Here is a 24602-nt window from a genome sequence, read left to right on the forward strand (position 1 = left end):
GGGCTTTTATTTTGAAACGGTCGGAGGCTCAATATCTGGACTATGGATTGGTGTCGGTGAACAATAACATAGTCCCATTAGAATCCGCGCCTGGCGCGGTTTTTCTGTTTTATGGGATCAAGTTCTTGTCCTTTGCTTAAGATAAGAACTTGATCCCATTGCCGATTTCATGAGCATCTAAACAAATATTTTTTAGATTGTGTTAATCTGTCTAATAGTGAATTCAATTTAGAGCGAGGGATGTTACTTGAAAAGAAATGTATTATACATTGAAGATAATGAGAAAATAGGCAGCTTTCTAAAAGAAGAATTGGAACAGCGGGGATTTTCAGTTCAGTGGCTGCTTTCTGGTGAAGGAGCTGAAAAAGAAGTAAATCAACATGAAATCGTTATTTTGGATATCATGTTACCCGGTTTAGACGGATTTACTGTGGGAAAACGATTAAAAAAGGCAGCTCCTGCTGTTCCTATTTTGCTGTTAACAGCTCGAGCATCGATAGATGATAAGGTAGAAGGTTTACAATTTGCTGATGATTATTTAACGAAACCATTCCATACGGATGAATTAGTTGCAAGATTAGAAGTACTAATCCGTCGAAGTGGCGGAACACATTCCGAACGCATTTCATTAGGGAATTATATTGAAGTTGATTCAGAAGGCCAAATGGTATTTGACAAACGCACAGGAGAAGAAATTTTATTAACAGCGAAGCAACATCATATTTTAATGTACTTCTTACGCCACCCTAATCAAGTTTTACCAAAAGAACAAATCTATGAAGCCATCTGGGAAGAAACATATATAACTGGCGATAAAACACTAATGGTACATATCCATCGACTGCGTCAAAAGTTGGAACGTCATCCAGATTCCCCAGAGATTATTGAAACGTTGAAGGGAATAGGCTATCGGGTGAAACTATGAAACAGACTAAATCATTATTTCGTCATTTTCTAAAAGGACATTTTCTATTTATCTTTTTGCCTCCAATTATACTTATTTTCTTATCTGCGTTCATTGAATCTCCAATTAATGGTGAAGAGCTGAATGCGTTAAATCTATTTTACGTTGTACTACTTTTGTTTGGTTTTATTATTGTCGCATTTGTTGTAATATCTTGGATTTTCTTCTTAAGACTTCGTAAACGTCTCACCCGCTTACAGGAAGCCATGTCATTTTCAGCTAATCATAACTCATTTCCTAGACCAATATCTGTTCAAAGTGATCGTATGGATGAAATAGACCAGTTAGGCAATTCTTTTAATTGGATGATTCAGCAGCTTGAAGACAGCCGCACGCGAGAACATGAAGAGGAATTGTTACGACATCGACTCATAGCGAATTTATCTCACGACTTACGAACGCCACTTACCATTTTGAGAGGACATGTCACCCGATTAAATAAAGAATCAATGAGTCTAGAAGGACAAAATTCATTAACAGAAATGAATCATACGATTACAAGAGTGGGGGATCTAATGGATGATTTACTTTCCTATACATTGCTTACATCAGGGAAACATCCTTTTAGGCCCACTTTAACAGATATTGGACGTTTAGTAAGAGCATCTGTTGCTGCGTGGTATCCTGTATTTGAAGAAAAAGAAATCCAGATCGAGGTTGATTTACCGACAGAGGCGACTTTTTATTGGGAAGCAGATCCTAAATGGATGACACGGGTTCTGGATAATTTATTTCAGAATATTCTTCGTCATGCAGTAGAGGGGAAATATGTAAATATTGTGGTTGATATAGAAAAAGAACAAATCATTGTTGCAGACAGAGGTCCAGGTATGGATAACTCTTCCTATGAGCGTGGGGCGGGGATTGGTTTATCGACTTCAAATTATATGTTGAAAAAAATGAAGCTGAAAGCTGATTTTACATCAAATGATAGTGGCACAAGAGTAGCTATCGGAAGATCTTAACCTAAAGTTAACCCAGAAGTAAACAGCTTGATAACCGAGATGTAACTTTGCTTCTTTATAATTAGAACCATAACAGAAAGGAAGTGTTATGGTTGCTTACAATTAATAACTTAGTCAAACATCGCGGAACTAGGGAAATCTTATCAGGTATCAGTTTTAAAGCTAGACCAGGTAGAGTAACTGGTTTTTTAGGTCCAAATGGGGCAGGTAAAAGTTCTACACTTCGCATCCTGCTTGGATTAGACCGCGCTACCTCAGGGAGCGCACTCATTAATGGAAAGCCATTCGCAGAATTACATAATCCTCTAGCAACAGTAGGTGCCGCACTTGATAGCTTCGGAGCTCATCGTATGCGAACAGGACGGGCACACTTGCGTTGGATTGCTCGTGCCGCAGGATTGTCTAACTCACGTGTCGAGGAAGTTCTGGAAATAGTAGGTCTTACTAATGCCGCTGGGAAAAGAGTTGGGCAGTATTCTCTTGGTATGGGGAGAAGACTGGGAATAGCAGCTGCGCTACTTGGTGATCCAAAAATATTGATTTTAGATGAACCCGTAAATGGGCTCGACCCAGAAGGAATTCGGTGGATTCGGACATTTTTACGTGAACGTGCTGAATCTGGAAATACAGTGTTATTATCCAGTCATTTAATGGGAGAGCTTGCAGAGACGGTTGATGATGTGGTGATTATTAAGCATGGAACCATCGTTGCAGATGGAACATTGGATGAAGTAATAGGTAACCATTCCACGCTGGAGGAAGCCTTTTTTGCCCTGACATCTGAAAATACAGGTGATGTTGTATGAGAGCATTTAACGCGGAACTATCTAAATTGTTCTCCTTACCGGGTATTTGGCTTGCTTTTCTCATTGGAGCGTTTGCACCAGCGCTTATTGCTTCCTTGGACAGCATAGCACAAAAAGAGGAGATTATAGCTGGAGTTAGCACACGGCTATCGGAAGTTGGCTATATCGGGTTAGCTCTTGGTGTGCAAGGCGTTATTATTCTTGGTGTGCTTGCTGTCAGCAGTGAGTATTTGACAGAGAGCAGTGAATCTGGTGGAGGACAACAGATAACAACGAGTTTAACTGTTATTTCATCCCGGTTTCATTTTTTACTGGCAAAAGCAGGTGCTGTGACTGTGATCAGCATACTGCTTTGTATTGTTGCTATTATGACAACTGTGTCAGCAACGTATCTTATCCTTGGTGAATATGCCCCCGCATTTGAATGGTCCAGACTTATCGGTGCAGTTTGTTACTGGACATTCACTGCTCATTTAGCACTTGGAATTACTTTTCTAACTAAGAATGGCATCCTCCCGCTTGCTGTGCTCATAATAAATTCATCCGTTGTATCATTTAGTGTCCTGTTGTATAGGGTTACAAAGTTGGCGTTTTACTTACCAGATAGGGCTGGCGCTGAAATGTTTATGTTTACGGACAACACGTCCACAGGCACTTTATTCGACGGGTTTCACACCCCCTTCACAGGCGGTTTAGTCATGTTTGCCTGGGTACTTGTTGTTTTCATTGTTGCAGCTGTTGTATTCCATAGGAGGGATGTTGCAGCATGAGTGTCTCATCTGGTAGAAAGTTAACACAAATCCTTGGTGCTGAACTGGATAAATTAGTTACATTACCATTGATATGGTTCACTCTTATGGGTACATTCATTCTAAATTTAGTTTTAGCCGCAGCTTTTACTTCTGTTGGTGTACAAGGGGCAACAGGTACGCAAAATATACTGAATATAGGACTTGCTTCTATGGGATATCTTCAAGCAGGGTTCATTATTCTTGGAATCTTAGCTACTTGTTCGGAGTATACTGGTGGACAGATTCGAACTACTTTAATTACGATACCTTGGCGTGGGTTCCAATTATCCACGAAGCATTTGGCATTGGCGATTATAACCATTCCTGTGGCGTTTATTATTGCTGCATCTGGTGTACTCTATACTTTTATTATGATGAGAGACAGAACAGTAGTGATAGAAATAGACACAATGATAACAACATTAATAGGTGCAACGGGCTATCTAACATTAACCACACTTCTCAGTGCAGCTGTAGGTGCTTTATTAAGACGAACCACTCCTGCTTTAGTGGTACTGCTTGGTTATTATTTCATTGTCAGTCCATTGACGAGAGTTTTTCTACCTAGTAATAAAAATTTTTTAAATTATTTTCCGGATACGGCAGGATCTTATATGTATATGCCGTCTTCCTCTGATGAAATAAGTGTCCTTACACCAATGCAAGGGACAGGTATTTCAATGTTATGGACACTGAGCTTTATTACAGTAGCTATTGTATTTTACCGTAAACGAGATGCCTAGTTTTTTAAATAATTATATCTTATTCAACTAACGGGGCAGGATTGTCGAAGAAGTAAAGGAGGAGTTTCTGATAGAATTCAAAGTAAATAAAAATTATATTTGGGTATATTTCATAATATTTTACGCCCTATGGTGTATCAGAGAATTATGGTTAGTTCAATATTTAGATTTGATGGAACCCGTTCCAAGAGCTATAACATCAGCCACTATTAAAATAGTTATTTGGGTCATTCCTGTTATTTTATTAGTTATAATTATGGAAAAAAGTAAACCTTTTTCCTATTTACAGTTACATCATAACTTTAGAAAAAGTCTAAAATGGACAGGTTGGGTATCCTTAGCCTTGATACTATTCTATTTTGTAATAAATCTTATCGTTTTAAATAATAATATCGATTTTCAAATAGGATTTAACGGATGGCTTAATACTATTCTATTGGTTGGTATTACTGAGGAAATTGTCTTTAGAGGTTTTTTATTAAGAAAGCTTATGGATTCTTTTAGATTCTGGATAGCAAATACAGTTACAGCTTTACTCTTTGTATCGATTCATTTTCCTATTTGGTTTTATAAAGGTCTGTTTGAATTCCCTTATATACTAAGTTCCATATTAACAGTTTTTGTGTTGGGTATTATATTTGGGTTTGTATATAAGAAAAGTAATTCTCTTTGGTCAGTAATTATTATTCATTCTTTGTATAATTTATTAGTGTTGCTCTTCTACTAGCGGGTGTATACTACGACGACGATTAAACATAGATTCGGATTAAATTCTTAAAAAGGGCAATTAGAAAAAGGCTATCTTTTATTTGTTAAAGATCAGCCTTTATTGTATGCAGAGAAAGAAGAGATATAGAGGTAATCGGACTATATTCTTGGCATCAGACAACAATAGTCGAGGGACAAAAACATGGTCCCAATGAAAGTCGCTATTTTAGTGGCTTTTTTTGTTTTATCGGTACAAGTTCTTGTCCCGATTTCCGATTAGATAAGTATTTACTGCTTACTTTTCTTCATTAATCTAACGGGCAAGTCAGTATATTTTCTGACCAAGACCAAGTATCTTCTTGGGCAAAATAAGCTGTCGAGCACGGAAATGGGCTGGGATAATCAAGGGCAAAGCTAACCTTCGTTTTGACCCGAAAGGTAAAGTCACGCGGGCAGAAATGGCTAAATAGTGTATACGCTGATAAATGATTAAACGACTTAAATTGTAATCCACACAAAGAAAGTCGCCTTAATTTGTGTGGATAATTAATTTAGGTTACGTACAGCCCATTCCTTGGGCGGCAACAAAATATCTGCATGGAATAATGCGATGCCTGTCGGCACCTCTATATAGTCCAACGGTGGTAAAGAATGAGAATGGAAAACTCTATGGGACTAAGCGCAAGATCATTAAGAGACATTGTTTCACGGTTGGCTGTGCTGTCATTCCTTTCTGGAGGAAGCGAAAGAAGGGATCATTAGTGCGGGGAAATTTATGAATGAATTGTATGAGGAACATTAATGCCGGAATGAACAACACGCAAATCTAATCTGTCATTATTTGATGCTGGGTTATCACCTTCATGTTTATTAGATGTATAATCAGGTTGAAAGCTCAGACAACATACGCCCCAGCCTACGATAAGAGCTATAAGGCTGGTTTTTTTTATTTAAAAAACGACATGTAGATTTGCAGAGATAGGTGAAGCAGATCCTAGATTTGCAAGAATTACAAAAAGATAAATTGTTGAGCTGAAAGGTGGAAAAAAGGTGGGAGAAGGAAAAATAAGGAACTGGAATTCCCTGGTGTTTTTCAGTGTGTTGCTTATTTTTATTATTGCAGGATGTTCTACATCCCAAGAGACTCATCAACTCGGGAGAGAGAAGGAGCAGGAATTTGACCAAGGAAGTGGAATGAAATTTTCCAGCCTTTCTGAACAAAAGATCGTGGATTTAGCTAAGATCAGTAAGGTATGGGGAGTGGTGAAATACCATCATCCTAAGGTTGTATCTGGAGATGTAAATTGGGATTATGAGCTGTTTCGGGTGGTGCCCTCTATTTTAGAAGAAAATTCAGATGTGAATTCAATTCTCTATGAGTGGGTTCATTCATTAGGCAGCGAGTCCATTTCTGGAGAGCTTGATGATCAATATCAATTTTCCAAAGATTCCATACAGCTCAGTCCATCTACAGATTGGTCCAAGGATGAAGAATATCTCGGAACAGACTTGAGTCTTGAATTATCGAAGCTTCTGGATTCTAATATTTCAGAACGAGAATATGCATATGTTAGTTTTAAGGAAGATTCATTCTTTCCGTCTATGGGAAATGAAAACCCGTACTCTAATATGAATTTCGATGATACAGGCTACAGGTTGTTAGGTTTATTCCGCTACTGGAATATTATCGAATATTACTATCCGTATAAAGATGTCATCGGAGAAAATTGGGATCGAGTGCTTCTGGAGTTTATCCCTAAAATGATAGATGGATCGGATTATGACTCCTATTTTATGACTTTAGCAGAACTGACAACTAGAATACATGATTCTCATGCATATTTGGTGGGCAAAGATAGAGAGACGATTACTGATTATTTTGGAACGTATCGGCTTCCCGTAAACTTTATCGAAATTAACAATCAGATTGTTATAAATAAAGTAATTAACAAGTGTGGACTTGAGGTCGGAGACATTGTATTAAAAGTAGGAGACAAAAATATAGATGAATTATTAAAAGATAGAAGAAAATATATATCACAGTCGCGAGAAGACACGGCCAGCTTATTTTTTCTTGATTTATTCCGAACTGAACAGAAGAATACGGACGTTACTGTAATTCGGCAGGGAAATAAGATGAACATTAGTGCAGTAGGCAATCAAGAAGACATTAATTTCCTGGTTGATACGAAATCACAAGCAATGGAGAGTGGAGAAATCTACTATATTAATGCTGGTCTTTTGAAAGATGGAGAGATTGATAAAATCATGAAAAAGTGGTGGAACACTAAAGGGCTAATTGTAGATCTTAGAAACTACCCTTCTAGTATACTTACTTATGAATTAGCCAAATATCTGATCGCTTCTGAAAAAGAGTTTGCCACAGTATCGGTCCCCAATCGTGCAATACCCGGTGAATTTTATTACCTTGAGCCTATGGTTTCAGGGAAGCCCCAAGAAACAAATGCCGAGGTTTATAAAGGGAAAGTAGTGATTCTAATCAATGAACATACTGCTAGTCAAGGCGAGTTTACAACGATGTCTCTTAGAAATACAGATAACTCCATAGTTCTCGGTAGGCCGTCTGCTGGAACTGATGGTGATATACGTATCATTATGCTTCCAGGAAAAATAAAAACCGCTATAAGTGGACTCGGCATATTTAATCCAGATAAAAACCCAACGCAAAGAATAGGATTGCAGCCAGATATTCGTCTTGATCCTACCATTGAAGGGATTATGGAAGGCAGAGACGAGTATATTGAGAGAGCTGTTGAATTAATTAAAGGTGGTTATTAATTATGAAAGTGTATTTGGAATATAAATGAACATCTATACACTTCCGGGGCCTGATTTTTTTAGGGAGGAATGAGTTGAAGAGTAGACGGGTCATATTAATCAGCTTAATTATACTTTGTTCCGATGTAAGAGGACAAGAACATATGCCTATTGAAATCCACGCTGAGCGCGGTTTTATTAATTTATAGGTACAAGTTCTTGTCCTTTGCTCGAGAGAAGAACTTGTACCTATTGCCGAAAATGGACAAGAACATGATCCTATTGCCACGAGCCTTAGTTTGGTAAAGTTAAACCATTCCTATGGGAATCACGAATTGGTACGAGAGATTTTGGAGCGATATCCAAATAGGCGTAACCAGTACTTCATCAAATACTGAAGAATTTTTCGGCGTTTTCTAAGAAAAGCATGTAAGTTAACAAGAATGTTGTACGAATAATATCCGCGATAATCGCGGTATTATCGGAATATATTCTTGTCATTTCTCATTGTCAAGATTATTTCCCGAATACGCTTGAGACTAAGAATTTTTTCCATTTTCCAATAGATAGATTAAAATTGTTCTATTACGCTTTATAAGACAAGAATGCTAGAGAGAGTAGCATTTGCATTGGTCTTACGATGGCTCACAGCATTAAACCAAAAAAGATGGAGATATTCATGTCCAGAGTGGATGAATAAAGGCATGATTTCGGATTCAATTTTACAAACAAATCATTTAATGAGCGTTTAAGTGACTAAAATGTCACTTCAATGTCACTTTAATGTCATTTTGGGAAGATATACTAAACCCATTGATGAATTATTAAAGGAGATATTATGGAAGTGAAATTACGGAAACTCCTCTTTGTAGGAACATTTTTGTACACGCTGTTGATATTATATTTTATGTTTTTTGCTTTCAGTAGATTAGATCATTGGAACAGCGATTATGGATACACATTTATACTTGTTCCAGAAGGAGTTCCACTTCGATTTCCAAAACTAACTTTTTCATGGGTATACAACTTTGGAAACATTGCTGCCTTTATCCCTTTTGGAGTAGTAATTCCTCTGTTGTATCGTTCCAGTTTTGGGAAGTTCATATCCTTTTTTGTCTTGACGATTCTCGTTCTGGAAACGATGCAGGCTTTAACTCATCTTGGCAGCTTTGATGTAGATGATGTTATATCCAATACATTAGGTGCAGCGATAGGATTTATCGCCTATAAAGTTGGATGTTCTTCTAAAATTTCTTATAAAAAGCTTATTGTTTCAGCCCTATCTATTGGTGTTCTTCTAGTTGGAGTAATCGTGATCTCGGAAACCATCAATTATGTTGTAGCGAAAAGAGAAAGCCCAATTCAAGCATTACACGATGTGAAAGAAATGAATGGAACCATGCCTATGACTGAAAATCTTCCAAGTTTCACCGTAGCAGACAAGAAAATAGAACCCAAAATGAACGTGTATTACAGTGAAGGGGATAAAAGAAAATCATACACCTACATCTTAGGGAACAAAAAAGATGTGACGTTCTATTCTTATTTTGGCATTCCAGACAAGGGAGATTCCAAGGGAGAACTCACTATATTGGTAGATGGAAACCAAAGAGTTCATTATCAGTACAATGAACAATATAATAATGGAGCAGAACCTTTAAACATACCATTTTATGACAAGGTGAATGAAATTACGATTATCGTTTCCGGGAACGCTAAACTATGGGATGTTGGATTCAGTGAAATGAAGCATTGGTGGGAGTGAAGAACAAACACGCAACATATAGAAACCGCGATAATTGCGGCAAGGCTGTCAAGAAAGTCTCGACAGCTTTTTTTATATCGTAATCATTTAATACAGTACCGCGTTAATGTTGCTGAATGATTGTCCAATACGTTTCGTTGCGTCCGCTCGTGATACGTCCCGGACCACCTAAGAGTATGAGAGTACACCAAGCTGGACGCGATTCAGGGCTAAGCGTATATTTTCGTTAAAATGTTGGCGGGTTCCCAACTATAGGATTCTGTGCATATAAGATCTGACCTACAAAATTGGCTTCAAGCAATATATGACCAGGGCAAGAAACATAATAATTAAAATGATCATAGGGAGTTGCGAAAATGAAATCTTGCTAAAACATCTAAGGTCGGATGTCGTTTTGTTTACTTCTCCAAATAAAAAGGATCATGTTGTTGATACTTTTGTTTTAAGAACATTGAATGCTGTATATAAAAATAGCTACAAAGATGTTTCTATGCATATTCGTGAGATGTGAGTGACTTTTTTAAGATTTGATGTTCATTCCAAAAATTGGAGATAAGAAGTTGGAATATTTGATGGCGATTTTAGCTTTTGACGATTTATCAAGGTTCCATCTTTTTATATAAAGGAGGGAGAGTGCACTCGACAAATGGGAGAACAGCCTGATACGCAATGTCTACAACCATAATATTGTCCGAAGGTTATCGATTGACGGGAATGATCAAATAGGGTTACACGCATGTTCCGTTACGGCCAATTCGTCGCAACCAGCCTCCAATTATGTCCCGGCCAATGTTGTGGACGGCGCCCCTGCGCCGCAGTGGTTTGAGGACAGTGGAGACACCCCCGACTGGGAAAGACAGGCTGTTTCCTTGGCGTCTGCCGCGGGACCATTTCATGCCAGACGATAAAGCTACGTGGCGGATGTGGTGACGGTACTGCTGAGAATGTTGAATCTTAGGGAGTTGAATCGATTATGAAAGCTTTAATTATTTCGGATATTCACAGCAACGTCAAAGCGCTGGAATCGATCCGCAAGGCAGAATCCGACTGTGACGTGATTTATTGCGCAGGAGATCTTGTAGACTACGGGCCTTTCCCGCGGGAAGTTATCGAATGGGTGCATAAGAACGATGCGAATTGTGTTCGCGGTAACCATGACGACATTATTATCGACCTGTACCGAAACGGCAATAGCGGTCACGATGTGGCGGAGGATGAGATCAAGTGGGCGCATTACAATGCAAGGCTGCTCGGCGAAGCGGAAATTTCCTTCCTCGAAAGCATACCGGTCTACCGCACATTCGAGATGGACGGCTATAGCTATACAATGCAACATCTGTACGAAAACTATTTAACGATTGATAGCTTGCCCAAGTACGATGCTTTCTGGGCGGAACGCAACGTCAGGACAATTGGGGCCAAAGAAGATCGCCGCATTATTTTGGGACATACACATCGCAGATGCATTCATTATTTGAGTGACGACAGTTTGTGGCTGAATCCGGGAAGCGTGTCCTACCGCCGTCGCGACGATCCATCGAAAGAAGCGCACTATTTCACGATTACTGATGGCAAAATAGCGATGAAAAGTCTTGTCTATGACCGCACGCCTTTGCTCGAAGCGGCACAAAAGTTGCTGTTGAAAGAAGAAGAGATGAAGGTTGCGTACTTCTTTTTTGGGTAAGCGAACGGCAGAGCAAGCAACAACAATGGGGACGTATCCACGAGTTGGTGTCGGGATACGTCCTTTCTCATTTATAGTACACCGGCAGGTTGCGATTAACAGCTGGCAAGGCGGTAATTCCCACTCATTTTGCGCCTCAGTTTACATTTTTATGATTGCTTCATTTTTTTACACTATGGCATGGGAAACGTATCTTTCATAATAGAGGTTGTGAAGTTGCGGATATGATCCTGAAGAGGCTGCAGTTCATATCCGCCTATTCTATAGGAAGCAGGTGGGAAAATGACTACTATTTATTGGGTATCGAGTAGCGACGAGTTGGCGGCAGCCATTGGCCGGGCAGAACCTGGTTCTTCGATCTTGTTGGCAGACGGCGTTTACGAACGGAATGAAGATTATATTATTGAAGGCAAAGTAGGATCGGACACCGCAATATTAAGCATTCGCGCTGTAAATAAAGGAAAAGCGACGATCGCTGGAGAATCAAGTATACGCATCTTGAACTCTGCTTATGTAGAGGTATGGGGACTGCATTTCCAGGTCGGGCAGCGCGAATCTATCATTCTGGACGGTTCGCGGCATGTGAGGATTGCGCGGAATAGATTTGAGCCGCGACAGGTTGGGGCGGAGTATAGCCTGCTGTCAGTGCTGGGAAGCGGCAGCGGCTGGAACCGGATCGAACGCAACGAGTTCGGGCCAAAGGCCGACCACGGACCGCTCGTTGTTTTTGATGGCGACGGTGAACAAATCTCGCAGCATGATGTCATTGAATATAATTATTTTCATCATATAGGCCCGCGTGTCGTCAATGGGCTTGAAGCGATCCGGCTCGGCCTGTCCGGCATCTCTCTCTCGAACGGCTATATTACCATTCAACACAACCTGTTTGAAAATTGCGACGGAGAGCCCGAGATTATTTCGGTAAAAAGCTGCTATAATACAGTTCGGTACAACACGTTCCTTAACTCCGCCGGCCAAGTGACAGCGCGTCACGGACATGGAAATCGCTTTCATAATAATGTATTTATCGGCGATGGCGTGAAGGAAGAAATGGGCGGATTTCGCATTTACGGAAACGACCATCACATTTTTGAAAACTATATGGAAAACTTGACGTTGGATGCGCTGCTCATTGACGGCGGTACATACGATGGCGGATCGGACGGCTATCCCGAGGCGCCGACGCAGGAGGAACTGAGGAAACATTGGCGTGTCTATCGCGCCAGTGTAGTGAATAATACGATTGTCAATTGTCGTCACGGCATTACGCTCGGCGAGCGGATTCCTTATGCGCCGGAGCATTGTGTAATCGCTTACAATATAATATGCGGCAAGGAGCAGCCGGCCATCTATGAATACCGGCCGTCTCCGGCGGTTTGTATTAACAATCATAAAGCGGATGTCGCGGATATTCGTTGTCCGGCTATTCTGACAAGAATTGACGTCGGTCCCGACTCCGACTAAAGCTAACATGGAGGAGAATCTATGGCCCAAACTCGAAACCGGTGGACAATCTATCTGAAGCAGCTCCGGCATAAAAATCGCAGTGTATACATGACCTGGATGCTTTCCTACGTCTCGGTGCTGCTCGTGCCCATTCTGATCAGCGGCGTTATATACGGCGCGACGCTGAACGTTGTAAAGGCTGAAATTAACCGTGCCAACCAATCTATTCTTCTTCAGATGGAGCAAGCCATAGATAGCCAGTTCAAAGGAATCGAGAATCTAAGCCTCGAGGTGAGCCTCAACAGGCGAATCGCAGCATTTATTTCGGCCGATACCAATCTGTCTGATTCGGACCACTACGATGTATACCAAATCGCTAATGATTTGCGCGTATACGAAATCGCTAACGATTTTCTTGAAGGTATTTATATTTACTACAAAAATAGCGATACGGTCATCGCCCGCAACAACCGTATGAACATCGAAGCGTTATACGAACATATTCGCCTTGAAGAGCATATGCCGTTCCAGTCGTTACGAGAATATTTTGACCAAGGGTACATTAAAGGCTACCACTCCGTTGTTGTGTCTGAAGAGAATGAGTGGCGGCCAACGGTCATGTATGCCCAAAATGTGAACTCAACAATCATGAATCAACCTGGAGCTGTCTTGCTGTTCATGATTGACCGCAGTAAGCTGCTAGAGCAAGCTTCGGCGCCTGAGAAAGGTACGATCTTTATTCTGGATAAAGACAACCGGTTCATTGCGTCTACGGGCGATTCGCTGTCGGAACCTGCTCTATTATACAGCGATATGTCGAAAGAATCGGGGCAACTTGAGATCGAGACTGACGGTCACCGGCTTGTTGCATCCTACACAACCTCATCCATTACGGGATGGAAATATGTGATGACGCTGCCGGCGAACGTATATCACCAGAAAATGAACGTGGTAGAGCAATTGACGATCGCCAGCATCTTGCTTTGCCTTATTGTTGGCGGTGGCGTGACGTATTGGCTCCTCAAACGGAACTACCTGCCGATCCATGCACTGATCCAGAGCTTGTCGTTCAAGGCGGGTTTTACCTTTGATCGCGGCTCCAATGAATACTCCTTTCTGGAGCAGGCACTGAGCAGCACCTTCCATGAGAAGGAGGAGCTTCATTACAAACTGAATCAGCATAACAATACACTCAGATCGCACTTTTTGCAGCGGCTGCTGAAGGGGCAACTCGACAGCCATATCCCGTTGCACGAATCTTTCTCAGCCTATGATCTGCGTTTCCCGCTGGGCGGATTTTCTGTTATTTTGCTGCGCATCGAGCACTTCGGCAAGTTCCATCGGAAGGATGAGGATCAGGTCCATAATAAGCGGTTGCTGCACTTCCTGATCGCCAACGTGGTCGAGGAGGTCGCACGAAAGTCAGTAAACGCCTATGCGGTAGAGCTGGACCAGGAGTTGCTCGCCTGCATCGTCAACCATCAGCTTGCATCGCCGACGGAACAGCGGGGGGAGCTGGGGCACATCGCGGAAGAAACGATGTCGTTCATCTCCAATTATGCTCATGTACAGTTGACCGCTGCCATCAGCGCGCAACAGGAGGGCGAATATGGCATCTTCCAGGCGTTCCAGGAAGCGATCGAGGCGATGGAATACCGAATCATTGTAGGTAGCGGGGGCATTATTCATTATGGGGACCTGAGCGGTAACGACAACCTAGGGGCTGCTCCAGGTGGTTATTTTTATCCGCTCAAGGTCGAGCAGCAATTGATCGTTATGGTTCGCGAAGGGCAGCTCGATAAGGCAAAAGCGTTCGTCGGGGAGATCATTCAGAAAAATGTGACGAAGGAGTCGTTTCCTTTTCATACTGCCAAATGTCTCATGTTCGATCTAATGGCTACGCTGCAAAAAGTAATCGGCGAAATCCGCATCGCGGGCAAGCCGGATATGCCTGACGGAGTGCGCGCCATCGAACGCCTGATGCAATGCCAGACGGTAGGGGAGATGCGCAGCCAGCTTTACGATATGCTAGAGCTTCTGTGCGGCTACGTTAATAACAACCGCGAATACTGCAGCAATCCGCTAATCGATAAGGTCATGAAATATGTCAACGAGTATTACCAGGACGAGAACCTGAACATTTCGATGATCGGGGAAGCCTTCTCCATGACGCCGTCGTATGTTTCCAAACTGTTCAAGGAACTTGCCGGCGAATCTCTGCTCGATTATATTAACAAGACCCGGCTGGTGCAGGCCAAATTGCTGCTTATCGGCGGGAAATATACGGTCAGCGAAATATCGCTGAAGGTTGGTTACAACGATGTGAATACCTTCCACCGCATATTCAAAAAATTTGAAGGAATAACGCCCGGGCGCTACAGGGAAGTCAAGTAGCTCTAGGGCTTTTCTTTTCAAGAAAAAGTAGCAAACATACGGTTTTGTTACCCTCATTTTTGAGAAATTGCAGTATATTTTAGGTTTTAACGATAGCTTGCGGCACCGGATTAACGATATGTTGAAAGCGTATTCACACCAACTTATTCGAGACGAAAAGAACGGAGGGCACAATGGCGAAAAATCGTAACGTCAAGACTCATAAGAGGCTGCAGCTCACACTGGGGATCGCAATGGTACTTTCATTGTTGTTAACCGCATGCTCCAGTAATGGGGGCTCTGGAAACAAGGATAAGGCAGAGCCGACTCAAAGCGCCGTCAGCAATAAGGGCGGCGATGGCGTAAGCAAAGGCAACGAGGGATCGGATATGCCGGTGTATCCGCTGGATACGAAAGATACTTTCTCATACTGGGCTCCAATCAACGGAAACCTGATTACATTTACAACGAATCTGGCGGAAGCGCCGATCGGGAAGGCGATTGCAGAAGCTACCGGCGTGAAAGTGAACTACATCCATCCGACCGAAAGTCAAGCTGAAGAGCAGTTTAATTTGTTGCTGGCTTCCAGCAAGCTGCCGGATGTGCTGGAGTACGACTGGAGTATTTATCCGGGTGGACCGGAAAAGGCGATTTCAGACGGGGTTATCGTACCGCTAAACGATTTGATCGACCAATATGCGCCTAACCTGAAGAAGATGCTGGAAGCTAATCCAGAGCTGGATAAAATGGTGAAGACCGACAGTGGCCAATATTACGTCTTCCCGATGGTGCGAAACGAGGAAGGATTAGTCTTCCGCGGACCAATGCTGCGCAAAGATTGGTTGGATGAGCTAGGGCTGCAATTGCCTGTAACGATAGACGATTGGCATAAGGTTCTGACGGCGTTCAAAGAGAAAAAAGGCGCCGTAGCACCGCTGACGGCGCTATACGCGAACAAAATGAATTTGCAGGACGCGTTCTTCGGCGCATACAAAACATCGCACGGCTTCTATATTGACGACCTAGGCAAAGTGAAATACGGTCCGTTAGATCCGCAATACAAGGATGTTATGACGCTGTTCCGCCAGTGGTATTCCGAAGGGCTGATTGATAAAGACTTCCCGATCGTCGAACGCGACACGCTGGATAAGCGGCTTCTGAACGGTGAGTCCGGCGCGACTGTTTTCCTGCTGGGCGGCGGCATGGGCAAATGGCTGGAGTCCGGTAAAGCCCAAAATCCGGCTTTTGATCTTGTAGCGGCTCCTTATCCGGTATTGAAAGCAGGCGAAAAACCGTTCACCGGACAGCGCGATTTCAAATATAACCCGAAAGCAAGCGCGGCCGTGACGACATCGGCAAAAGACCTAGAAACGATCGTAAAATGGCTGGACTTCGCATTTAGCGAGCAAGGAACCATGATGTACAACTTCGGCGTTGAAGGCGAAAGCTACACAATGGACAACGGCGTTCCGAAATTTACCGATATGATCGTAAAAAACGATAAGTACACTTCACAGCAGATGTTGGCGCAGTATACGGTTCCGAACGGTCCATTTCCGATGCATGAGCAAAAAACGACCAACACGTTCCCACAACAGGACGAGGCGGTCCAGATTTGGTCGGAGACTGATGCGGCGAAACATATTTTGCCCGCGTTCATTACGCCTACAGTAGATGAGAGCAAGAAGGTAGCGCAGACGATGACGGCAATCAACACGTATCTGGAAGAAATGTTCATCAAATTTGTAATGGGCAACGAGCCGCTCGACAAGTTCGACAGCTTTGTGAAGCAGCTGGAAGATATGGGGATTCGTGATGTAATCGATATCTATCAAGGCGCTTTGGATCGCTACAACAACAGATAACTCCATGTATCGTCCCACGGCTGGCTGCAGGCTGCCGTGGGGCAAGGGAATGGTGCAGCCATCCCCTGCCGATAATGCTGGATTTGGATAGGAGGAGTAGGAGATGGCTCAATTGAAGCTGGGACGCAGCAAAGTCACGCATGCCGGTCGTCTGCCGCTTAATATTGCGAAAGACATGGTTAAGAACAAGTATTTGTACATGATGCTTACTCCTGTTTTGTTATATTTCATTATTTTTCATTATTTCCCGATGTACGGTTCGATTATTGCGTTCAAGGATTTTAACCCCCGGCTTGGAATCGGGGGCAGCGCGTGGGTAGGACTTGAGCATTTCAAAGACTTTTTTGGCGGTATGTATTTTTGGCGGGTGTTAAAAAACACTCTGATGATTAGCTTGTACGATCTCATTTTCGGTTTTCCCGCTCCGCTTATTCTCGCCTTGTTGCTTAATGAGGTGAAAAATGCACTGTTCAAGCGTTCGGTTCAGACGATTACTTATTTGCCGCATTTTATTTCGCTTGTCATTATTTGCGGCATGATCAAAGATTTTACGAGCAGTGACGGCGTCATTAACGATATTATCGCATTTTTCGGTGGTGAGCGGGTTACGATGCTGCTGGAGCCGTCTTTTTTCCGGACAATCTTCGTTTCGTCGAATATATGGCAGCATATAGGCTGGGGTACAATTATTTATTTGGCCGCGCTGTCTGCGATCGATCTCGAGCAATATGAAGCTTGCAAGATCGACGGGGGTGGACGCTGGAAGCAGATGCTTCATATTACCCTACCCGGTCTGCTTCCCGTTTTCGTTATATTGCTCATCCTGAACATTGGCCGAATTATGAGCGTTGGCTTCGAGAAAGTTATTCTGTTGTACAACCCGACCACTTATGTGACAGGGGATGTCATTTCCTCGTATGTGTACCGGATCGGGCTTCAAGATTTTCAATTCAGTTTCAGCTCCGCTGTCGGATTGTTCAACTCCGTGATTAACTTCGCGCTTGTTATCGGCTCCAACTGGATAAGCCGGAAGTTGAACAATACGGGTTTGTGGTAGAGGAGGGTTCGCATGCGAGTAAGCTTGGGTGAACATATATTCCGGGTTTGCAATACGCTGTTTTTGTCCGCGCTCATGATTGTAACAGTGTACCCAATTCTATACGTGGCATTTGCTTCATTCAGCGAACCAGCGCTGATGATGGCGCATAAGGGCATTCTTTGGAAGCCGCTGGGCTTCTCGCTTGAAACATATGAGGCGGTATTCAGCAACCCGATGATCCTGCTCGGCTACCGCAACACATTATTTATTGTCATTGTAGGCGTGGCTCTCAATTTGCTGCTTACTTCTTTTGCCGCATACGCTTTGTCCAGAAAAACATTGCAATATCGCAAGCAGCTTACGTTGTTTATCGTATTTACCATGTTTTTCAGCGGTGGATTAATTCCGTTCTACTTGCTGGTCAGAGGGTTGGGCATTACGGACACACTGTGGTCGCTGATCCTGCCTACCGCAATAAGCGCATTTAACCTCATTATCATGCGAACATCGTTCGAGGCAGTGCCGGATGCGCTAGAAGAGTCGGCCAAGATTGACGGCGCCAACGACTTTGGCATTCTGTTCCGCATCTTCCTACCGCTATGCAAACCCGTGCTTGCAGTGGTAGGCCTGTATTACGGAGTAAGCCACTGGAACTCCTGGTTTAACGCCATGATCTTCCTTCAGGATCGGTCGCTGTATCCGTTGCAGTTGATCCTGCGAGAAATTTTGATTATTGGCGAGGCAAACTCCATGGCGGAAGGAGCCTCCCAAGATGAGATCATCATATTGGGGGAGACATTGAAATACGCCACGATTATGGTAGCAACCCTTCCGATTTTTCTGGTCTATCCGCTATTGCAAAAATATTTCGTGAAAGGCGCCTTGATTGGTGCCATTAAAGGTTAGGAGAAGGGGTGGACTTCAGAGATGAGCAATGAAAATGTGAAACTGAAACCATCCGAGCTGACGGCTTGGTGGGATAAAGTGAAGATTAAAGTTGATCATATGATCGAAGCGGGCTGGACAGAAGCGCCACATGTTTCGGCGGCGGGCAAATATGACCAGATCAAAGTCGATCAGTGGATTTCAGGCTTCTGGCCGGGCATTCTGTGGATTCTGTACGATATGACCGGCGAGCAACGTTATCGGGAAGAGGCGGAGCCTTGGGACGAACGCATGGAGCAATGTTACTTGCGGGACAACCATTTCCACCACGATGTTGGCTTTCAGTTCCTGCCGACATCGGTTATCCGCTACAAGCTGACCGGCGACCCGGACGCTCGGCGGCGCGGCCTGTTCGCCGCCAACTATCTGGCGGGCAGGTACAACCCGGCAGGACAGTTCATTCGAGCCTGGCCCCGTAACCAGACGGGTTGGTCGATCATCGATTCGATGATGAATTTGCCGCTTCTGTTCTGGGCGAGTGAAGAAAGCGATGATCCGCGCTTCAAGCATATTGCGGTCGCCCATGCAGATATGGTGCTTCGCTCATTCATCCGAGGCGACGGCTCGGTGCATCATATCGTTATCTTCGATCCGGAGACGGGCGAAGTGGAGCGTTATGACGGCGGACAGGGCTTCGCGCCGCAATCGTCCTGGTCGCGGGGCCAAGCTTGGGCGCTCTACGGGATGAGCTGCGCTTACCGCTATACGGGAGAAGCACGTTACTTGACTGCGGCGAAGGGGGTGGCACATTATTTCATCAGCGCGTTGGCGGAAGACGATGTGCCGCATTGGGATTTCCGTGCGGCGACCGACTTGACGGACGAGCCGCGCGACACCTCAGCGGCGAGCTGCGCAGCATCTGGCTTGATCGATATCGCGTCGCAGGTGGCTCCTGAGGAAGCCGCTTTATATCAGCGCGCGGCCACGCGCATTCTTCGCTCGCTGTCGAACAACTACAGTGCGCTCGACAAGCCGGAGTATGAAGGCATCCTGCTCGGTGCAACCGGTCATAAGCCAGTCAATACCAACATCAACGTATCGCTGATTTACGGCGATTACTATTATATTGAAGCTTTGGCGAAGAGCAAAGGCTGGAGCCAGAATGTTTTTTAAGCGGGATCAAAGGCCGTAATCACGAAGCCGGGAGGACAGGAAGCTCCTCCCGGCTTTCGTATTCTTGAGAGGAGGTGCCGGACGGAACGAAGGGAATGATTCAATAACCATCATTTCATAATGGAAAGGATGAAAATGAATTATGGGAACCAAAAGTATGACGTTCATTATTTTGATCTGTATGCTGGTTGCGTTAATACCAGGAACGGCAAGTGCGGCTGATACGAAGTTCACAATTGGCAGCTCCGACGTGACGGCGAGCGGAGATGACGGCAACGTTCCAGCCAACACGGTGGACGGCGATTTCTTAACACGTTGGTCGGCGAATGGCGACAAGCAATGGATCCAGTACGATTTGGGCGTAAATCGCAAATTGTCTTTCATCAAAATTGCATTTCTGAATGGGTCAAGCCGCACTTCTACTTTTGATATTTTGACGTCAATGGACGGTTCCACCTTTACGACCGTCAGCAGCGGAGTTGTGAGCAGCCTTGTGGAAGGTCTGCAAACGTTCGATTTTCCGGATGTCGATTCTACCCGCTATGTGAGGATCGTTGGGCACGGCAATTCCTCCAACCTGTGGAACAGTTATTCTGAAGTTGAACTCTACGGCACCGCGAACGGATCTCCGCCAGGTGCAAGCAAGTTGGCGATTACCGTGCCACAACTTATGGCCAGCGGAGATGACGGCAATATCGTCGCATATACAATCGACGGCGATCTTAACACACGCTGGTCAGCGAGTGGCGAAGGGGAGTGGGTCCAATACGACCTTGGATCGAGCAAGCGGGTGGAATACGTGAAGATCGCCTTCACCAACGGGGCGGAGCGAACTTTCGCTTTTGATATCCAGACTTCATATGATGGCTACAACTTCAGTACAGTGCTTTCGGGAGCGGTCAGCAGTCTGAGCAACAGCTTGCAGACGTTTGATTTTGCCGATGTTGCCCCCGTCCGCTACGTTCGTATTGTTGGCCATGGCAACTCGGTGAACGCCTGGAACAGCTTTGCCGAGGTCGAAATTTATGGTAGCGATTCAAGCGGCAGCGGTAGCGAGGGGACGGTCGTCGAAGTTAGCACTTCCACGCAGTTGGCTGCCGAGCTTGCAATCGCTACGGCGGGTAAAACGATTGTGTTGGCAAACGGCACGTATTCGCGTACAAGCCCGTTTGCTGTTCAAAACAAAAACGGCACTCCCAACGCGCCAATCGTCATTAAAGCGAAAAACCGCGGTCAGGCTATCATCTCGGGAGCGTCAGGCTTCCGCATCGAGAACTCCTCGCATGTGGTGCTGGACGGATTAAAGTTTACGAACACAAGCAATGGCGCAGTGGTGTTGGAAGGCTCGCACCATGCGCGGCTGACCCGTAATACGTTTGCGCTTCCCAGCTCGGGGAGCGGCTTGATGTGGCTGCAAGTGCGGGGCACGAACAGCCATCATAACCGCATCGACCGGAACGACTTCGGACTGAAGAGTGACACCGAACCGCTGATCGCTTACGAAGGACAGGATGGCTCAGGTCAAATTTCGCAATACGATATTATCGAATACAACTATTTCCATGATGTAGGCCCATGGGTAGCTAACGGCAAAGAGACAATCCGTCTCGGCTTGTCGGGTCTTACGCTCTCCCACGGCTATAATACGATACAATACAATGTATTTCAGAATTGCGATGGAGAGCCGGAAATCATATCGGTCAAGAGTAGCAGCAATTCGGTGCGCTTCAATACATTCCGCACGTCCAAGGGCAGCCTGACGCTGCGGCATGGCCATAACAACAGCGTATATGGTAACTTCTTCCTCGGGGACGGTGTGGAGTCGGATCAGGAAGGCATCCGGATGTTCGGCAATGACCATAAGATTTATAACAACTACTTTGAGAATTTGACTGGCGAAGCAATCTACTTGCCTAACGGAGACTTCGACGGCGGTACTGGAGGCTCACCTCCAAATCCGACGGTCGAACAATTGCGCAAACAATGGAAAGTTTACCGGGCGCTTATCGTCAACAATACGATTGTAAACAGCAAAACCGGTATCGTCATCGGCTCGGGTAAAACGTATGCTCCGCAGGATTCCGTCGTGGCGAACAATATCGTATACAACAACACCGGCACGCTTTATTACGAGGCGGCGACAACAAATACGCTGTTCCAAGGTAACATCGGGTTTGGCAGCACTATTAGCAACATATCGCGCAGCTCGGAGCAGATCCTAAATATCAATCCTCTGCTGACTGCGGTGAACGGCATTCAGAAACTGTCCGCGAGCAGCCCGGCAATTGCTGCAGCTGTGGGGACATACGCGTTCGTGCTGGCGGATATGGACGGTCAAATGCGGGCGACAGCAGATGTGGGGGCGGACGAATATTCCGACGCGCCTCTACTGAATCGCCCGCTAGCGGCCGACGATGTGGGGCTGAATACGCCTTAGGATCGATATATATGTGCAAGCGTGCCGGCGGTTGGTTCGCCGGCATGACTATGTCGATCCATTGATGTATGGAGCAGTCCTGTTATTCACTTCATTTGGAAGGATGGGAGACCATGTTTCACAGCAATTATGGAGCAGCGGGAAAAAACGAGGTGACTGCACATGCATACTAGCACAATGTTGCCGGCTCCGCGTGGCGGCGGCTTCCGTATGGAAGGTTATTGGGTATGGTGCGGTTCCGTCGTGCAGGGCGAGGACGGCAAATTCCATATGTTTGCCTCGCGCTGGCCGAAGACACTGCCGATGCATCCCGGCTGGATGACGGCTTCAGAGATTGTCAGGGCAGACTCGGATACCCCCGAGGGACCGTACCGATTCTGCGAGGTGGCGCTTCCGGCGAGGGGAGCGGAATATTGGGACGGACGCTGCACACACAACCCCCATATCGTCAAGCACAACAACAAATATTTGCTTTATTATACGGGTTCGACCCATCCGCTAAGCGATCCAGAGCCGCCCGGGAATTTCGGGTTAACAGATCCTCAATGCATCGTGGCGCGGGCGAACAAACGGGTAGGTCTAGCTATAGCGGACAGCGTTTTGGGCCCGTGGCGCAGAGCGGACGAACCGATATTGCCAACACGTCCCGGCCGATTCGATAGCTTTCTGACCTCCAATCCGGCTCCATGTGTCAGGGAGGACGGTTCCGTGCTGCTGATCTACAAGGCACGTCACTACGAAGGCAACCTGCATGGCGGCATGACGATTGGCGTTGCGTATGCGGATCACTATGAGGGGCTGTACCGAGTGCTGAGTGACGAGCCGGTGTTTCCTCCAGAGTCGTTCCATATCGAAGACCCTTTTATCTGGCAAACAAACGTAGGATACCATTTGATCGCCAAAGATATGGAAGGGCATCTATGCGGAGAAAAATACGGCGGCATCTACGCCAAGTCGCCGGACGGACTGAAATGGAGCTTGCATGGGCAGCCGCAAGGCTATTCCCGGACGGTGCGTTGGGATGACGGCACGGTGCAGACGCTGGGCAATCTGGAGCGGCCGTTCCTGTTGTTCCAGAACGGCAAGCCGACTCATTTGTTCGCGGCCGTCTCGGACGGCAGTGATGGTTTTAAGGACGCTTCCGATACGTGGAACATGGTTATACCTTTGAAGCAATGATTCACTGGGGCTGTGGCAGATTATGAACCGGCACGTGGACAAGGGCAATACAGTTATCGTTATCGAGTATAACCTTAACGTCATCAGTCAGGCGGATTGGATTATCGACATGGGGCCTGATGGCGGCAGTAGGGGTGGCCAAATTATATTTGAGGCGAAACCCATACAATTCATTTAAGCGAAACATTCTTTCACAGGGAAATATTTAAAATAATCATGGCTTTTCTGATTGAATCAGACTGTTCAAGCACTAAACACTTCCCTTAAAGTTAAACAGGTTATATAATTAGGCAACTTGTTGGGCCTGAGTTCGGTACTGAACTCAGGCCTTTTAGTTTTGCTTTAATTCGCTTGTTGTTGTAATAATCGATGTTATTTAATAGCTCTTGTTTAAAATGTGCGATACTTTCGAATTCCTTTAAATATAGAAATTCAGATTTAATGATACCAAAGAAGTTCTCGATGACGGCATTGTCGTAGCAGTTACCTTTACGGGACATACTTTGCTTGATGCCGCGTTCTTCGAGAGCATGACGATACTGTTTCATCTGATAGTGCCAGCCTTGGTCAGAATGAATAAGAGATTTATCTTCATCTGATAATCTATCACGATAACTTAAACTATATTTTAAATAACATCTACGCTTAATAGGATGATCTCTGCTTCAAAACGCTTCCATTTAGACAAATCTAAGTCTGTTTCCAAAATAATTGCCCCATCCCTTAACTTCAGTTCAATCATCATTAATTTGAGCTATGCACCACAACCCCGCTGCATCGTGCTTGTGATCTAGAGGCGTCCTGCATGCCTGTTGTTCAATACAGAAAATCAGGAAATTAGAACATACTTCTTGAAATTTTGAACAAAACAATTGACCTTAGGTCAGACCTAGGGTTTATTGTTTAGGTATTCCAAGACGCATTCCTTAGGAGTGACGCTAACCGGATACTTCACAGGCATTTTGGGTTCTTCGTTCTGAACCATTGAAGTCTATGCTTAT

Annotated in this window: 19 protein-coding genes and 1 pseudogene; 19 read left to right on the forward strand and 1 reads right to left on the reverse strand. The window is 44.7% G+C overall.

The window, feature by feature from the left end; genetic code table 11:
• Window positions 1-11: 11 nt before the first annotated feature.
• The 19 genes from MKY19_RS15650 to MKY19_RS15740 all read left to right on the forward strand — a co-directional run bounded on the left by MKY19_RS15650 (window position 12) and on the right by MKY19_RS15740 (window position 23779).
• On the forward strand, window positions 12-140 hold the full coding sequence (locus MKY19_RS15650; protein WP_339795903.1) for a hypothetical protein: 129 nt from the start codon (window positions 12-14) through the stop codon (window positions 138-140).
• A gap of 107 nt (window positions 141-247) precedes the next feature.
• Window positions 248-925 (forward strand): response regulator transcription factor, encoded by a 678-nt coding sequence (locus tag MKY19_RS15655; protein ID WP_339795905.1) that lies wholly within the window; start codon window positions 248-250, stop codon window positions 923-925.
• Entirely contained in the window at window positions 922-1929 is a 1008-nt protein-coding gene (locus MKY19_RS15660) for a HAMP domain-containing sensor histidine kinase (protein WP_339795907.1), read from the forward strand. Before MKY19_RS15655 ends, MKY19_RS15660 begins: the two co-directional genes overlap by 4 nt.
• Before the next feature lie 92 nt (window positions 1930-2021).
• Complete coding sequence (locus tag MKY19_RS15665; RefSeq protein WP_339795909.1) at window positions 2022-2735, forward strand: ATP-binding cassette domain-containing protein; 714 nt, start codon at window positions 2022-2024, stop codon at window positions 2733-2735.
• A complete protein-coding gene (locus tag MKY19_RS15670; RefSeq protein WP_339264851.1) occupies window positions 2732-3505 on the forward strand; it encodes an ABC transporter permease in 774 nt (257 codons plus the stop codon). Before MKY19_RS15665 ends, MKY19_RS15670 begins: the two co-directional genes overlap by 4 nt.
• Window positions 3502-4269: an ABC transporter permease gene (locus MKY19_RS15675; protein ID WP_339795912.1), complete on the forward strand. Its 768-nt coding sequence runs from the start codon at window positions 3502-3504 to the stop codon at window positions 4267-4269. Before MKY19_RS15670 ends, MKY19_RS15675 begins: the two co-directional genes overlap by 4 nt.
• Before the next feature lie 172 nt (window positions 4270-4441).
• Entirely contained in the window at window positions 4442-4996 is a 555-nt protein-coding gene (locus MKY19_RS15680; protein WP_339804340.1) for a CPBP family intramembrane glutamic endopeptidase, read from the forward strand.
• Window positions 4997-6027: 1031 nt separating this feature from the next.
• Entirely contained in the window at window positions 6028-7776 is a 1749-nt protein-coding gene (locus tag MKY19_RS15685; RefSeq protein ID WP_339264855.1) for a S41 family peptidase, read from the forward strand.
• Between the two features lie 817 nt (window positions 7777-8593).
• A complete protein-coding gene (locus MKY19_RS15690) occupies window positions 8594-9520 on the forward strand; it encodes a VanZ family protein (protein WP_339795915.1) in 927 nt (308 codons plus the stop codon).
• 973 nt (window positions 9521-10493) lie between these two features.
• Window positions 10494-11204, forward strand: a complete 711-nt coding sequence (locus MKY19_RS15695; protein WP_339264859.1) for a metallophosphoesterase family protein — start codon at window positions 10494-10496, stop codon at window positions 11202-11204.
• Between the two features lie 282 nt (window positions 11205-11486).
• Entirely contained in the window at window positions 11487-12668 is a 1182-nt protein-coding gene (locus MKY19_RS15700; RefSeq protein WP_339795917.1) for a polysaccharide lyase 6 family protein, read from the forward strand.
• 21 nt (window positions 12669-12689) lie between these two features.
• Window positions 12690-15044 carry an AraC family transcriptional regulator gene (locus tag MKY19_RS15705; protein WP_339795919.1) on the forward strand — a complete coding sequence of 785 codons (2355 nt, stop codon included), beginning with the start codon at window positions 12690-12692 and terminating at the stop codon, window positions 15042-15044.
• A gap of 173 nt (window positions 15045-15217) precedes the next feature.
• Window positions 15218-16888 carry an extracellular solute-binding protein gene (locus MKY19_RS15710; protein WP_339795920.1) on the forward strand — a complete coding sequence of 557 codons (1671 nt, stop codon included), beginning with the start codon at window positions 15218-15220 and terminating at the stop codon, window positions 16886-16888.
• A 103-nt stretch (window positions 16889-16991) separates the two neighbouring features.
• Window positions 16992-17945 (forward strand): ABC transporter permease subunit, encoded by a 954-nt coding sequence (locus MKY19_RS15715; RefSeq protein WP_042188470.1) that lies wholly within the window; start codon window positions 16992-16994, stop codon window positions 17943-17945.
• Between the two features lie 12 nt (window positions 17946-17957).
• On the forward strand, window positions 17958-18833 hold the full coding sequence (locus tag MKY19_RS15720; protein WP_339264868.1) for a carbohydrate ABC transporter permease: 876 nt from the start codon (window positions 17958-17960) through the stop codon (window positions 18831-18833).
• 99 nt (window positions 18834-18932) lie between these two features.
• Window positions 18933-19985 (forward strand): glycoside hydrolase family 88 protein, encoded by a 1053-nt coding sequence (locus tag MKY19_RS15725; protein WP_339804343.1) that lies wholly within the window; start codon window positions 18933-18935, stop codon window positions 19983-19985.
• A 142-nt stretch (window positions 19986-20127) separates the two neighbouring features.
• Window positions 20128-22422, forward strand: coding sequence for a chondroitinase-B domain-containing protein (locus tag MKY19_RS15730; RefSeq protein WP_339795922.1), 2295 nt, complete (start codon window positions 20128-20130; stop codon window positions 22420-22422).
• Window positions 22423-22632: 210 nt separating this feature from the next.
• Window positions 22633-23601: a glycoside hydrolase family protein gene (locus MKY19_RS15735; RefSeq protein ID WP_339795924.1), complete on the forward strand. Its 969-nt coding sequence runs from the start codon at window positions 22633-22635 to the stop codon at window positions 23599-23601.
• 22 nt (window positions 23602-23623) lie between these two features.
• Complete coding sequence (locus tag MKY19_RS15740; RefSeq protein ID WP_339795927.1) at window positions 23624-23779, forward strand: hypothetical protein; 156 nt, start codon at window positions 23624-23626, stop codon at window positions 23777-23779.
• Between the two features lie 144 nt (window positions 23780-23923).
• On the opposite strand, the pseudogene MKY19_RS15745 reads toward MKY19_RS15740, so the two are convergent.
• Window positions 23924-24209, reverse strand: a pseudogene (locus tag MKY19_RS15745) (IS3 family transposase); the annotation flags it as partial.
• Window positions 24210-24602: the final 393 nt, after the last annotated feature.

The organism is Paenibacillus sp. FSL R5-0744 (genome assembly GCF_037972555.1).
Classification (GTDB): domain Bacteria; phylum Bacillota; class Bacilli; order Paenibacillales; family Paenibacillaceae; genus Paenibacillus_AQ.